Source organism: Psychrobacter sp. Sarcosine-3u-12 (genome assembly GCF_002836005.1).
Taxonomy (GTDB): Bacteria; Pseudomonadota; Gammaproteobacteria; order Pseudomonadales; family Moraxellaceae; genus Psychrobacter; species Psychrobacter okhotskensis.
Map to the genome: position 1 here is coordinate 96,352 of NZ_PJBY01000100.1, position 13,841 is coordinate 110,192.

Below are 13,841 nucleotides of genomic sequence, written 5' to 3' on the forward strand. Positions count from 1 at the left end.
AGCGTTGTATAGTAGCTCGATGTTTCAGGCCTAGTCGTTTTAGCACTTTGCTACGCCACTGAAGCCATTATTCAGACAAATACTATTCAATATTCTGATTATTTACGTCCTCGTTCTTATATGATCTTTTTTATCATCAACTTCTCATTCATTTAATTCATTATTTTGACTTTTTCTCATGTTGACCATGACGTCATACAGTGTGCTTAGATACATTTTAGTATGCGTTAATAGATTGACTATGATTGAGTATCATGTTGAGATAAAGAAAAGCGAATATGAATTATCACAATCATTGCTAGATAGGTCGAAACATCGGCTAAATGATACGCGATACGCATCAATCATCATTTAGGCAGGTTTCTTAATAATACTAACATTGCCCTTGAACAATCCATCTATCGCCCTGATTTACTACCTAACTCATTCATAAAGCTATCAATTTATAAAGATAGGTACAACTGTAGGAAGTCCTTATGTTAAGTCGTCATCTTGAAGTTTCTTTGCGTTTAGCAATGACACTTGCGCGCCAAAAATCGCATGAGTATCTCACTGTTGAACATTTATTGTTGGCACTGTTAGAAAACACTCATGCTGCCAATACATTAACGGCGTGTAATGCGAATGTTTCTACGCTGCGTACCGAGCTCGAGGCTTATATCAATAAGCATACGCCAACGGTAGACGCAGAAACGGAGCAATCACCACAGCCGACTCAAAGCTTTGATCGCATTCTACAACGCGCCATTTTTCATGTGCAGTCTATCGGTGGCGGTCGTTTGGTCGAAGGCTCAGATATTTTGGTATCTATGTTTTCTGAGCACGATACTTACGCGGTTTATTTGCTTAAAAAACAAGGCATCAGTCGCCTTGAGCTGACCCAGTATCTATCACACGGTCAGGACAAAGACGAGCCATCTGAGCCACGTGCCTCTATGACTGGTGAGCGCCGTAGTGCTTCTGAAAAGACCAGTAAAGATCCCTTGGTTGAGTTCGCTACTAACCTCAATCAGCGTGCCGCAGAAGGCAAAACGGATCCATTAATTGGCCGTGCTTCTGAGATTGAACGAGCGGCACAAGTACTTTGCCGTCGCCGCAAAAACAACCCATTGTTGGTTGGTGAGCCAGGGGTTGGTAAAACCTCTATTGCCGAAGGGCTAGCATGGTTAATTATCAATGATAAAGCACCTAAGCCACTCAATGGCTGTGTGATTTATAGCTTAGATATCGGCTCGCTCATCGCAGGCACTAAGTATCGTGGTGACTTTGAAAAACGTATGAAGTCACTGCTTGATGCCCTAAAGAATAAGCCCAACGCGATCTTGTTTATCGATGAGATTCACATGATTATTGGTGCAGGCTCTTCAATGAGTAGCAATATGGACGTGTCGAATTTAATCAAGCCAGCACTTGCTAACGGTGAGCTGCGTTGCATTGGTTCAACGACCTTTACTGAGTATCGTCAGGTCTTTGAAAAAGACCATGCGCTGTCACGTCGTTTCCAAAAGATCGATGTTAAAGAGCCAAGTGTCGATGACAGTATCGATATCTTACGCGGTCTAAAGCCGCGCTATGAAGAGTTTCATAACGTTGAATATACTGATGAAGCGTTGGTTACCGCTGTACAGTTATCTGCCAAGCACATTCACGAGCGCTTTTTACCTGATAAGGCAATCGACGTCATTGATGAAGCCGGTGCGTATAAGCGCCTAGGTGTGATTCCAGATGCCGACGACATTGAAGCAGAAGAGAGCTTCATTGCGGATTTAGAGCAGGACTTTGATGCTCAGATCGATGCCGATACTGAGGGTTTAGATGGCGACCTGAGCAGTGACGATGATAACGAGATGCAGGATCAAGCCAATGCGGCAAAAGCCAATGATCGTGCTAAATCATCTGACGATTCAAAAGCGGTGAAAGCCAAGAAAAAACCACCGATGAAAATCGATGTGGCAGACATTGAGGCTATCGTTGCCAAGCTTGCGCGTATTCCGCCCAAGTCGGTATCCAGTGATGATAAGAGTATTCTGGAGCATTTAGATCGAGATCTTAAGCACTTAGTGTTTGGGCAAGACGAAGCGATCGAGACGTTAGCAGATGCGATTAAACTGTCTCGTGCGGGTTTAAAAGCACCAGATAAGCCAATTGGTTCGTTTATGTTCGCCGGTCCTACAGGGGTTGGTAAAACAGAAGTATCGCGTCAGTTGGCAAAATTATTAGGCGTAGAGTTGGTGCGCTTCGATATGTCAGAGTATATGGAAGCCCATACGGCCTCACGTCTGATAGGTGCGCCTCCAGGCTACGTCGGTTTTGATCAGGGTGGATTATTGACTGAAAAGATCAATCAGCATCCGCACTGCGTCTTATTGCTTGATGAGATTGAAAAAGCGCATCCTGATGTCTTTAACTTGCTGTTGCAAGTCATGGATCATGGTACTTTGACAGATAATAATGGTCGTGTTGCTATCTTTAAGCAGGTGATTGTCATTATGACGACCAACGTCGGTGCTGATAGTATTAGCCGCTCTTCGATGGGCTTTACTCAGCAAGATCATAGCCGTGATAATACAGAATCGCTCAAGCGCGTCTTTACCCCAGAGTTCCGCAACCGCTTGGATGCTATCATCCAGTTCAACCCATTAGATACCTCAGTGGTGGTTTCAGTGGTCGATAAGTTCTTGGTTGAGCTACAAGTGCAGCTTGATGATAAGCAAGTCACGCTAGAGATCGATGATGAAGTACGTGATTACTTGGCCAATAAAGGCTATGATCGTTTGATGGGTGCACGTCCGATGCAGCGTTTGATTCAGGACGAGATTAAAAAGCCATTGGCCAGTATGATCTTGTTTGGAGACTTGGTTAACGGTGGGGTTGTCCATCTAACCTTAGAGCCTGAAGCAGGTGATGAGAAAGATGACGCTACTGTGAAACTAGACAAAAATAGTAACAAGTCTTCTGATAAGGGCTCAGCCGATAGTCGTATTATATTGACGGTCGTTGAGACCCATGAGCCGCATCCTGACTCTGAGTCACTAGCCAGCTAAGCGGTTTTACATTAGCTTTATAAAAACGGCTACCATATTTCTGTGGTAGCCGTTTTTTTATTGCTATAATTTATTAACAAACCTCACAGCATTTTTTGTTACCATCAATCTTTAAACCACGCTATAGTCAGTGAAAAGTAATATCGAACCATCACGCCCTGCTGATATCCATTTTTCTTGCTTGCTGTACCTGCGCAGACAGAGATTAAAAAAATTGATATTAGCAATACCATCGCGTTTCTAGGATATTGTGACTGTAGTTGCGAAGTAATTATTCATAACAAATATAATAAGGATGTATCATGGAATTGTTCGACGAGCAAGCGACGAAAACCCCAGAGCAAAGGCAGGCAATTTTAGATAATGTCCGTCTACCAGCAGATTGGAAAGCGGCCCTAGCAGAGGAATTAACCTCTGACAATATGGACAATCTACGAGCGTTTTTAAAGGAAGCGTATCAATCAGATGAGAGCATTTATCCACCGGCTCCTTTGATGTTTAATGCGTTTAACCTAACCCCTTTATCAAAGGTTAAAGTCGTTATCTTAGGACAAGACCCTTATCATCGTCCAGGGCAGGCAATGGGCTTATCGTTTTCGGTGCCCAAAGCGATTCCCAAGCCACCATCACTCAATAATTTACTCAAAGAGATGGCCGATGACATTGGTAGCAGCTATTCTGCACATGGGGATTTGACCTATTGGGCGCAGCAAGGGGTTTTATTATTAAATAGCTCATTAACCGTGCGAGAAGGTGAGCCGAACAGTCATCAAAACAAAGGCTGGGAGCAGTTTACCGATGCAGTGATTGATGTGGTCAATGAACAAACGGAGCACACCGTATTTATATTGTGGGGCAGTAAGGCACAAAAGAAAGGCAAGTATATCGATACAGAAAAACATCTGATTTTAACGGCGGTGCATCCATCACCACTTGCTGCCAATCGTGGTGGGTTTTTTGGTTCCAAGCCATTTTCTAAAACCAATGATTACTTGGTACAGTATGGACAGACGCCCATTGACTGGCAATTACCACAATAAATGCCAAATAATTCGATGATAAATTTACAACTTCATCCGTTAACAGCTAACCAACTCGCCACTATTGAAGTAGACGCTTCATTCGCAAGCAGTACGTTTTGGTCGCTAGAAGACGTGAAATGGATGCAAGAAGCACTGCTGCTGGCTAAACAAGGGGCTGCGCTCGGAGAGGTGCCAGTAGGCGCTATATTGGTTCACAATCAGCAGATTATTGGCCAAGGGTTCAATCAGCCAATTGGGCGCCATGACGCAACTGCTCATGCTGAAATTGTTGCACTAAGGGATGCGTGCGCGCGTTTAGAGAACTACCGTCTGCCATTACAGACAACGCTATACGTGACTTTAGAGCCCTGTACGATGTGTATTGGCGCACTCATTCATGGGCGTGTGGAAAGACTGATCTATGCGGCGAGTGAGCCTAGAGCGGGGATGGTAGGCAGTCAAATGAACTTAGCTGCACAATCTTTTTATAATCATATTATCGAAGTACATAAAGGCTTATGCTGCGAGCATAGCAGTCAAATGTTAAAGCATTTTTTTCGTGAGCGTCGCCAAGCTGCGAAAAAGAACAAGCTCAGCGACCATACCATCATCAGTAACAAATAAAATAGACATTCAACAAGATATCAGTCTTGTGGCTAGTGATAGCGTGGTTTTTTTGCTATAATAACGCCCTATTTGGTTGCTAATAAGTTAGTAGTCTAACAAGCAGTTGATAATTAAGTAAATATTGCGTAGTTACTGTTGCATCAAGTCGCTTTTGTTTGATGAGGTTTTTAGTATAAAAGCCGCCACATACGCAGTGCCTACTATAAAGTGATAAGTGAATCCTATGACCGTCTCTACACCTGCTAATGATAATAGCCAAGCGCAGCCAATGCGTTATCCTGTTATCTGTATTGATGGGCCAAGTGGCGCAGGCAAGGGCACGGTAACTTGGCGTCTGGCACAAGCATTGAATTATCAGCTGTTAGATTCAGGCGCTTTATATCGTATCGTTGGTTTAAAGGCATTTGAAGCAGGATTGATTACTGCCGATGCCAGTCAGTCGATTGATGAGACGGCTGTATTACAGTTAACGCAAAGTTTAGAGATTGCCTTTGTACCTAACAATGAGTCAGGGCGTGTCGATATCATCGTGAATGGTGAGGCAGTGGGTGAGCAGGTGCGTAACGAAACGATTGGTGGTTATGCCTCACAAGTGGCTGTCTATCCGACAGTTCGTCACGCTTTACTAAAGCTACAACAAGATATGGCAACCCGCTCAGGACTGGTAGCTGATGGTCGTGATATGGGAACAGTTGTATTTCCAAATGCTGACGTTAAAGTGTTTTTGACTGCTAGCGCGGCAGCCCGTGCCAAGCGCCGTGTTACACAGCTAACAGAAGCAGGTCAAGCGGCAGATTTTGAGGCAATATTAACGACGATTAAAGCCCGTGATGATCGTGATGAAAATCGTACGACAGCACCGTCAAAGCCCGCAGAAGATGCTTTAGTATTAGACAGCTCAACGCTTGATGCTGATGCGGTTTATGAGCAGATAAAAAAACACTGCCAGAATCAGGGTATTTGCTTTAATAGTTAATAGAAACAACATATTAAGCACTAAAAAGTTTCCTATATCTTTGATTTTAGTATAAAATTATAGTGTGTAAGATAAGGAATGACTAAAACGACATTGCAGTTTTAGTATGAAAAGACAATTGTTGTTAATGAGTTTAGTAAACATTGAGTTTACCAATAATGGGCTTGTTAACAACAACCGTTTTTTTATATGACTATATAGGATATAAAACCAGTATTCCGTTTTATATAGTCATAAATTTGATCCGTACTGTGCTGGACAGGATACGGCTATACAAAGGTAGACATAATGGAATCATTTGCTGAACTATTTGAAGCGAGCATCGAAGAAACAGGTCTGGATATCGAGCGTGGCTCGGTTATCACAGGTACTGTTGTAGCCATCGATAATGATTGGATTACAGTAGATACTGGTCTTAAGTCTGAAGGTATCGTCGCTCGTGAAGAGTTTTTAAGCGAAGAAGGCGAACTTGAAGTTGAAGTTGGCGATAGTGTCGATGTTGTGGTTGAAGCGGTTGATAACGGTATGGGTCAAACCTTACTGTCACGTGAAAAAGCCAAACGCGTTGAGACTTGGAATTTCCTTGAGAAAATCTCTGACAACGATGAGATCGTTAAAGGTATTATTTCTAGCAAAGTTAAAGGCGGCTTTACCGTAGATATCGGTTCAGTACGCGCGTTTTTGCCAGGTTCATTGGTTGACGTTCGCCCTATCCGTGATACCACGCATCTTGAAGGCAAAGAGCTAGAATTCAAAGTCATCAAACTTGATCAAAAACGCAACAACGTTGTGGTTAGCCGTCGTGCAGTTATGGAAGCTGAAAACTCAGCTGAGCGCGAAGAGCTATTGAACAAGCTTGAAGAAGGTATCGAGATCGAAGGTATCGTTAAGAACCTTACTGATTACGGTGCATTCGTTGACCTAGGTGGTATCGATGGTCTATTGCACATCACTGACATGGCGTGGCGCCGTATCAAGCATCCATCTGAAGTTGTTGAAGTTGGCCAAGACCTAAAAGTTAAAGTATTGAAGTTTGACCGTGAACGCAACCGCGTTAGCCTAGGTCTAAAACAACTTGGTACTGATCCTTGGGATAACGTTGGCGGCACTTACCCAGTAGGTAGTGTTGTAAAAGCTCGCGTAACCAACTTGACTGACTATGGTTGTTTCGCTGAGATTTCTGAAGGTATTGAAGGTCTAGTACACGTATCAGAAATGGATCATACCAACAAAAACATCCACCCATCTAAAGTGGTTCAAGTGGGCGATGAAGTTGAAGTAATGATTCTTGATATCGATGAAGAGCGTCGCCGTATCAGCCTAGGTATCAAACAAACTCTAGCTAACCCATGGGATGAGTTTGATAAGAAACATGAGCGCGGTGATAAAATCACTGGTACTATCAAATCAATCACTGACTTCGGTATCTTTATCGGTCTAGACGGTGGTATTGATGGTCTTGTTCATCTATCTGATATCTCTTGGAACGAAACTGGCGAAGATGCTATTCGTAACTACAACAAAGGCGACACCGTTGAAGCAATGGTATTGTCTGTAGATGCAGAAGCCAATCGTATCAGCCTAGGCGTGAAGCAGTTAAGCTCTGATCCATTCAACGAATACCTAGTCAATAATGACCGTGGTGCTATCGTTAATGGTAAAGTAAAAGAAGTAGATGCTAAAGGCGCTACTATCGAACTTGCTGACGAAGTTGAAGCTTATCTACGTGCTTCTGAAATTCAACGTGACCGCGTTGAAGATGCAACTAAGCATCTGACTGTTGGTGATGACGTTGAAGCGAAAATCATCAGTGTTGATCGTAAAACACGCAACATCAATTTGTCTATCAAAGCGAAAGACGAAGCTGAAGAGCGTCAAGCGATTAAAGATCTTGGTAGCACCAACACTACTGCTGCTCCAGGTTCTGATGCACAGCCAAAAACCATTGGTGACTTGATTAAAGAACAAATGCAGTAAGCGACAAGCTATTAATATAGTAGTAACAAAAAAAAGCGACTCCGGTCGCTTTTTTTTATGATCAAATTTACCTAAGTAGTATGAATGATTGAGGTTTTTGCTAAAACAGGCAAACTCTTATTTCCATTTATCCCAATATCCGCTATCATTTGCAACATTGAGTAACAAGACACCAGTCAAATCAAGATTCAAGCGATATTACGGCTTTATGGTAACAGCGATAAGTTTAAGTGTTTATGAGTTAACTCATTAGATAGCCAAAAAATAAGCCATCGTAAAAACAGATTTTGACAGACAGTCATTTTATCCATTAATCAACAGGGCAAGCGTCATAATGCAGCAAGCGATTAACAAATCCGAATTTATTAGTAATTTGAGTGCGAATTGTGAAAATATAACTGATACAGTTGTAGATGATGCAGTACGTGAAATATTAAATTTGATGACCCATACTTTAGCCAATGACGGTCGGGTAGAGGTTCGTGGGTTTGGTAGTTTTTGTCTCCATCATCGCCGCGCCCGTATGGGGCGCAACCCAAAAACAGGTGAGAGCGTACCGGTACCCGCCAAAGCGATACCGCATTTTAAGCCTGGTAAAGCACTACGTGAAGCCGTCAATGATAAAGTAGCCAATAAATAGTACAGTAGCAGCTATGCTATAGATGTGTTTATTAATGACACACTTTAGACTGCTATCATTAAACTATGAACTCTATTCAAAACCGAGGTATACGTCTCATGCGCATCTTACTGCTGATATTACTGTTCTTAAGCTTTGCTTATTCGCTAGGTTTAGTATTAGCCAATAATACTGAGGTCGGTGTCAATTTATTGTTCTCACAAGCACCGACGATGAATTTAGGACTGCTACTGATACTTTGTTTGATACTCGGTATTATTATTGGTATTTTGTTAGCGTTGCTTATCTTCCGTGTGCTGCAAAATAAGTGGGAAATCTCACGCTTGCAAAAGGCCAATATACATCTACAAGAGCAATTGACGCAAGCCAATATCGCTATCGATCGTCAAGCGAATGCGCCTACGGTAGAAGATGCAGTTTACGGGACAACTGAGACCCATGTACAAGACACAGCGGTTAATATAGATGAAGCCTCTACTTTGGCTAAGCATAGGCGAGATTAAATCGCTGAATGAGATGAATGATTAAGCTGCACCTATAGTGCTTTGAATACTCTGATATAAATATGGCAAAACCATGAATAATGTAATTAAGTCTCCCGTCATCGTCGCCTTAGATAATATGACCATGGTGGCATCTTTAGCGCTGGCTGATCAATTAGATCCAGCGTTATGTCGCTTAAAGGTAGGCAAAGAGTTATTTACCCGCTGCGGGCCTGATATCGTCAAGAACTTGCAGCAGCGCCAGTTTGATGTGTTTCTAGACTTAAAATTCCATGATATTCCTAATACCACAGCGCAAGCCGTACTGGCTGCCGCTGAGCTTGGTGTATGGATGGTCAACGTCCATGCCAGTGCTGGCCTCGAGGCGATGTCATTAGCAAAACAGCGCTTATTGGATAATAACCTTAATACCCTGCTAATCGCCGTCACCGTACTGACCTCTATGGATAATCAAGCATTGACGCAAACGGGTATTACTGATGGCCTGGATGTGCAAGTGAGTCGATTAGCACAGTTGACCAAACAAGCGGGGCTTGATGGTGTCGTTTGTTCAGCACAGGAGGCAAAAGTACTTAAAGCATTATGCGGTCAAGACTTTAAGCTAGTAACCCCTGGTATTCGCTTGTTAGATGATAATGCGGATGATCAAAAACGCATCTGTACCCCGAAACAAGCATTGAATGAGGGCTCTGATTATCTGGTCATAGGGCGCTCGATTACTCAAGCTAAAGATCCTGCTACTAAGCTACAGACGATACTTCAAAGTATTTGATCTTTTTATGGTAACAGAATAATGAAAAAAGGCGGCCTAAATGGCTGTCTTTTTTACTTTTTGCTGGTCGATGAAAAGGTGCTACACTAGTTAAATTTATACTGATACCTACCTTAAACATATGATAGGCAATTACAAATTCGCATCGTCTATTAACAGACAGCACGCGGCCTCTAGTTTTGCTTGCTGCTCAATTTTGAGAAATGGTATTATCAAATAATATTGGATAGTATGAAATTACAGATTTTAAGCGACTTACATATTGACAGCTATGCGCGTCAATCGCATCCCATGGGACATATTCCCAAAACCGACGCAGATGTGTTGTTAGTAGCGGGAGACACCGCTAACAGCGATAACGGCATGCCATGGTTGCAGGAGCAAGCAGCGCGTCTACAAATACCGCTACTTACTATTGCAGGCAACCACGAGTACTTTGATGAAGATGTGTTGCATTTTGATAAGAAGCTTGCCACTTGGGACAATTATAATGCCCACTTGCAGCAAGGCGTTCGGGTTTTACAATGCCAACATTTTGATATCGGCGAGGTACGAATCTTAGGCTGTACATTGTGGACGGATTATCAATATCAGGCCAATGAAGACACGATGGCCGCTGCCAGACGTTTTATGCGTGACTATAAGCAAATCTATGCTGGCAACGATCTTTTCTCTCCTGAGGTATCGATGCAAATCCATGCTGAGCAGCGGCAATGGCTAAAAAAAGCCTTAATAACCTCTAAAGGGTTGGGCAAAACAACTGTTGTCATGAGTCATCATAGTGTCAGCGCCTTATCGGTGTCTGAAAAGTACGCTAGCCTACCGAGTAATGCGGCATTCGTTAGTGATTTTTCTGGCTGGATGCATGAAGACTGGGCGCCGACGCTGTGGGTGCATGGGCATACACATGAGGCATTTGATTATCGTATTGGTAATACTCGCGTGATCGTCAATCCGCGTGCTTATCCTAATGAAGTCAGTAGTACTGAGATAGCATTCGCATGGGATAAGGTCATTGATATTGGGTGAGTAGCGTGTCTCATAACAACCTTATGTCGCAAACAGCAGCAGGTTTGATTTTGCAATCATGATAATAATCTGTCTTAAACTCTAATCATTATTACTGCTTATATTGCAACTGGATTTATATTTTGTTCATTCCTGATAAAAAATCTGCTACGCTTGCTGGCATGAGTAAATATCCTATTGATACCCCGTCAAAACTATCCGCTGATAAGCTTGCGAGCCACACGCCGAGTGCCCCAGCACCGTCACACTTACCGGATAGCATGATCTCGTCGGTCCGCCTTTTGCCCGAAGATAAACGACTGATTTTATTTACCAGACACTCCTTGCGCGAGCGTTCTGATGGTAATGGTTTTGCCAGCTACCAGTTGCCACTGACACCAAAAGGCCGTGTACTGGCCAAATCTTGGGGGCGTTGGTTGGCAGGACATTTGCCATACTCGCTCGATGTCGATAGCATCTCAAGCCCGATTGGTCGCTGTATTGATACTGCGCAGCTGATGCAAGAAGGCGCGGGACTACAGCGCAATATCGCTCATCAGTCTTTGCTAGTAGAGCCTGGCAGCCTAGTCACTGAGCCTGAGATTGCCAACGTGGTATTTAAAGAGATTGGGGTGCTTAACTTTATCAATCGTTTCCTCCAAGGCAACCTCGAAGGCACTAAAAATGCCTATCAGGGTGGTCTCGATATCTTGTCGCTTTTTTATCAACATCAACCGCAGCACGGGCATTTAATGCTCGCTGTTAGTCACGATACTTTATTGTCTGCTTTTTTAGCGGTCATGCTTGATGTGACCGAAATCGATTGGAATGATTGGCCTAAGATGATGGAAGGGGTGTTTTTGTGGTTTGATGATAAGCCCTTTGAGCAAGCCAATGCTTATTTTGTTTGGCGCGGTGAGGTTTATATCCGCCCGATTAGCGCTTTATTAGAGGGCTACCGTGCTGCTGGTTTTCATCCGAATAAATTGCTATTGCCACCTGAAGTAAAGTGGACTTAATTGTTTTTTTTGCCAAATGATGAATAATTTCTCAACAGGCATAAAAAAACCTTGCTCCAGTATTAGAACTGGTAACAAGGTTTTAGTCATCACGCTATAAAGGCGAGATGCGGTCTAAACGCTAGCAATCTTAAGCTTGTAGGCCTTTGATTGTTTTGTTTAGGCGGCTCTTACGACGAGCAGCTTTATTCTTATGAATAATACCTTTGTCAGCCATACGATCAAGAACCGGTACCGCTTTTTTGTAAGCTTCGGTAGCCGCGTCATAATCTTTAGCAGCGATTGCCGCATCAACACGTTTTAAGTAAGTACGAACCATAGAGCGTTGTGACGCAGAGTTCTGACGACGTTTGGTGTTTTGACGGGCGCGTTTACGAGCTTGTGCAGTATTAGCCACGCGTATCTCCTTGATAAAGACAGATAAAAATATGAATGTTGATTGCAATAATGGGTTTAACAATCATCGGTGACGAGCAGCCTCTCGCCAAACATGATGTCGATGTCTGATATTAAGACCTCTAATATCGATAGAACATCGCAAGCGCCAGAACTGTTTGGAATAATTAAACAGCGTTGACGTGTAAAGCCGGTTATCTTAGCAAATTATTGCGCTTAGGACAATATATTTGATAGTTAATGCACAAAGTAGTTAAACTATCTGCTAATATTTTGCTGTATTTGGCTATTAAGAGCAAAGTTGGTCGCCAAGCGATGCCTATTACTGACAAAATCTCTTACAATAAACTGTGTCTAACTGTGCCTAATAACCCTCAGTGATGCGTTAATTTAGGTATGATACATGAGCGATCTTTCTTTACGGATATGTCTTCTCATCATCATGGATTTTCTAACATTATACAAAATACAAATGGATAGGGTATGCAGCGAAAAGCAATTATGATTGGCGCGACAGGATTGGTAGGTCAACATCTTGTAAAGCAGCTTAGTGAGATTTATGATACGTTGATCGTGATTGCTCGGCGTCCACCACGCTATATCAATGCCAGTATGCGTTTTTATCAGGTCAATGATTTTGATAATTTAAGCGAAATCTTTGCCAGTGTTGGGGTTGATCGAACAACGGATGCCTTTAGTTGCCTTGGTACTACTAAGAAACAAGCGGGTAGTGATGAAGCTTTTCACAAAGTCGATCATGATTATAATGTCAATTTCGCTAAATTATGCCGCGATAAAGGTGTTGAAAACTTCTTTTTGCTGTCATCGATGAACGCTGATATCGACAGTCGCTTTTTATACAATCGGGTCAAAGCGGAAACTGAGCAGTCGATTGTGGCCTTGGATTTTGCCCAGCTAGTGATTTTTCGCCCGTCTTTGTTACTTGGCAAACATAAAGGTCGTCCACTTGAAAGTATTGGCCAAAAAGCCTTTCAGCTTATATCACCGTTGGTGTCTGAATCGTTATCATTGCATCCTATTTCGGCCAAGCGTGTTGCCAGCGCCATGGCTATGAGCGCCCATGACATTTATCAGCGTAGCAAATACCGGACCGAACCGTTATTGGAGCACACGGATATCATTGAAAATAAGCAGATGCTGGCAATGACTAGAGTGAAAAAATAGCCTAAGCAGTACATAAAAAAATAGTTAAAATCAATTATAAGTAATTAAGGAGCCTCATCATGTCAAACACGATGCCAGAAGCAACCGCAATGAATAAAGAGAGCTTTGTGACCTGTGATTTATTGGATGCCAATCCTGAATCGCAGGTATGCCTGCCCAATATCGAAGGCAAGTCATTTCATAGCTTTGGTGGCAAGGACAAGTTCTGCGGTGAAATTGTGACGGTGAAATGCTTTGAAGACAATAGCCGCGTAAAATCGTTATTAAACAGCGATGGTAAAGACAAAGACGGTAATGGCAAAGTATTGGTGGTCGACGGTGGTGGCTCAATGCGTTGTGCGCTGTTAGGCGATATGATTGCGCAGTCAGCGATTGATAATGGCTGGGCAGGGGTTGTGGTGTACGGCTGTGTCCGTGATGTTGATGATATGGCAGCAATGGCCATCGGTGTCATGGCACTAGGTTGTATCCCGCGCAAGTCAAATCGCCGCGATGAAGGACAAACCGACATTGAAATTAGCTTTGGTGATTTAACCCTAAATTCTGGTATGTTTGTTTATGCAGACAATAACGGCATTATCGCGAGCGACAAGCCATTAATTTAAAAACCGCTTATAATTTAAAAGCAGCTTAATGCATACAACTCAAAAACCTCAGCTTAACCGTTGAGGT

The 13,841-nt window shown here is 42.8% G+C and carries 13 protein-coding genes; 12 read left to right on the forward strand and 1 reads right to left on the reverse strand.

The features are described from left to right. Window positions 1-476: 476 nt before the first annotated feature. From clpA to CXF65_RS08410, 10 genes are all read left to right on the forward strand, one after another. Window positions 477-3,044: an ATP-dependent Clp protease ATP-binding subunit ClpA gene (gene clpA / locus CXF65_RS08365; protein WP_101211710.1), complete on the forward strand. Its 2,568-nt coding sequence runs from the start codon at window positions 477-479 to the stop codon at window positions 3,042-3,044. 302 nt (window positions 3,045-3,346) lie between these two features. Continuing rightward, complete coding sequence (locus tag CXF65_RS08370; protein WP_101211711.1) at window positions 3,347-4,084, forward strand: uracil-DNA glycosylase; 738 nt, start codon at window positions 3,347-3,349, stop codon at window positions 4,082-4,084. Between the two features lie 15 nt (window positions 4,085-4,099). Next, window positions 4,100-4,690, forward strand: a complete 591-nt coding sequence (gene tadA, locus CXF65_RS08375; protein ID WP_101211752.1) for a tRNA adenosine(34) deaminase TadA — start codon at window positions 4,100-4,102, stop codon at window positions 4,688-4,690. A gap of 226 nt (window positions 4,691-4,916) precedes the next feature. Then, a complete protein-coding gene (cmk, locus tag CXF65_RS08380) occupies window positions 4,917-5,669 on the forward strand; it encodes a (d)CMP kinase (protein ID WP_025653007.1) in 753 nt (250 codons plus the stop codon). A 288-nt stretch (window positions 5,670-5,957) separates the two neighbouring features. Further along, window positions 5,958-7,646 carry a 30S ribosomal protein S1 gene (gene rpsA / locus CXF65_RS08385; RefSeq protein ID WP_101211712.1) on the forward strand — a complete coding sequence of 563 codons (1,689 nt, stop codon included), beginning with the start codon at window positions 5,958-5,960 and terminating at the stop codon, window positions 7,644-7,646. A gap of 334 nt (window positions 7,647-7,980) precedes the next feature. Next, a complete protein-coding gene (locus CXF65_RS08390) occupies window positions 7,981-8,286 on the forward strand; it encodes an integration host factor subunit beta (protein ID WP_025653005.1) in 306 nt (101 codons plus the stop codon). A 98-nt stretch (window positions 8,287-8,384) separates the two neighbouring features. Next, a complete protein-coding gene (locus CXF65_RS08395; protein ID WP_101211713.1) occupies window positions 8,385-8,789 on the forward strand; it encodes a lipopolysaccharide assembly protein LapA domain-containing protein in 405 nt (134 codons plus the stop codon). Between the two features lie 73 nt (window positions 8,790-8,862). After that, on the forward strand, window positions 8,863-9,561 hold the full coding sequence (gene pyrF, locus CXF65_RS08400; protein ID WP_025653003.1) for an orotidine-5'-phosphate decarboxylase: 699 nt from the start codon (window positions 8,863-8,865) through the stop codon (window positions 9,559-9,561). 231 nt (window positions 9,562-9,792) lie between these two features. Next, the gene (locus CXF65_RS08405) at window positions 9,793-10,590 is read left to right on the forward strand and encodes a metallophosphoesterase (protein WP_101211714.1); all 798 of its coding nucleotides are present in this window, start codon (window positions 9,793-9,795) and stop codon (window positions 10,588-10,590) included. A 161-nt stretch (window positions 10,591-10,751) separates the two neighbouring features. Next, on the forward strand, window positions 10,752-11,588 hold the full coding sequence (locus tag CXF65_RS08410) for a histidine phosphatase family protein (protein ID WP_025653001.1): 837 nt from the start codon (window positions 10,752-10,754) through the stop codon (window positions 11,586-11,588). A 130-nt stretch (window positions 11,589-11,718) separates the two neighbouring features. Here CXF65_RS08410 and rpsT read toward each other — a convergent pair whose 3' ends face one another. Then, window positions 11,719-11,985 carry a 30S ribosomal protein S20 gene (gene rpsT / locus CXF65_RS08415; RefSeq protein ID WP_010200097.1) on the reverse strand — a complete coding sequence of 89 codons (267 nt, stop codon included), beginning with the start codon at window positions 11,983-11,985 and terminating at the stop codon, window positions 11,719-11,721. A gap of 482 nt (window positions 11,986-12,467) precedes the next feature. Here rpsT and CXF65_RS08420 point away from each other — a divergent pair, with 482 nt between their 5' ends. Beyond that, window positions 12,468-13,169, forward strand: coding sequence for an NAD-dependent epimerase/dehydratase family protein (locus CXF65_RS08420; protein ID WP_101211715.1), 702 nt, complete (start codon window positions 12,468-12,470; stop codon window positions 13,167-13,169). A gap of 89 nt (window positions 13,170-13,258) precedes the next feature. Continuing rightward, complete coding sequence (rraA, locus tag CXF65_RS08425) at window positions 13,259-13,774, forward strand: ribonuclease E activity regulator RraA (protein ID WP_227523233.1); 516 nt, start codon at window positions 13,259-13,261, stop codon at window positions 13,772-13,774. Window positions 13,775-13,841 lie beyond the last annotated feature (67 nt).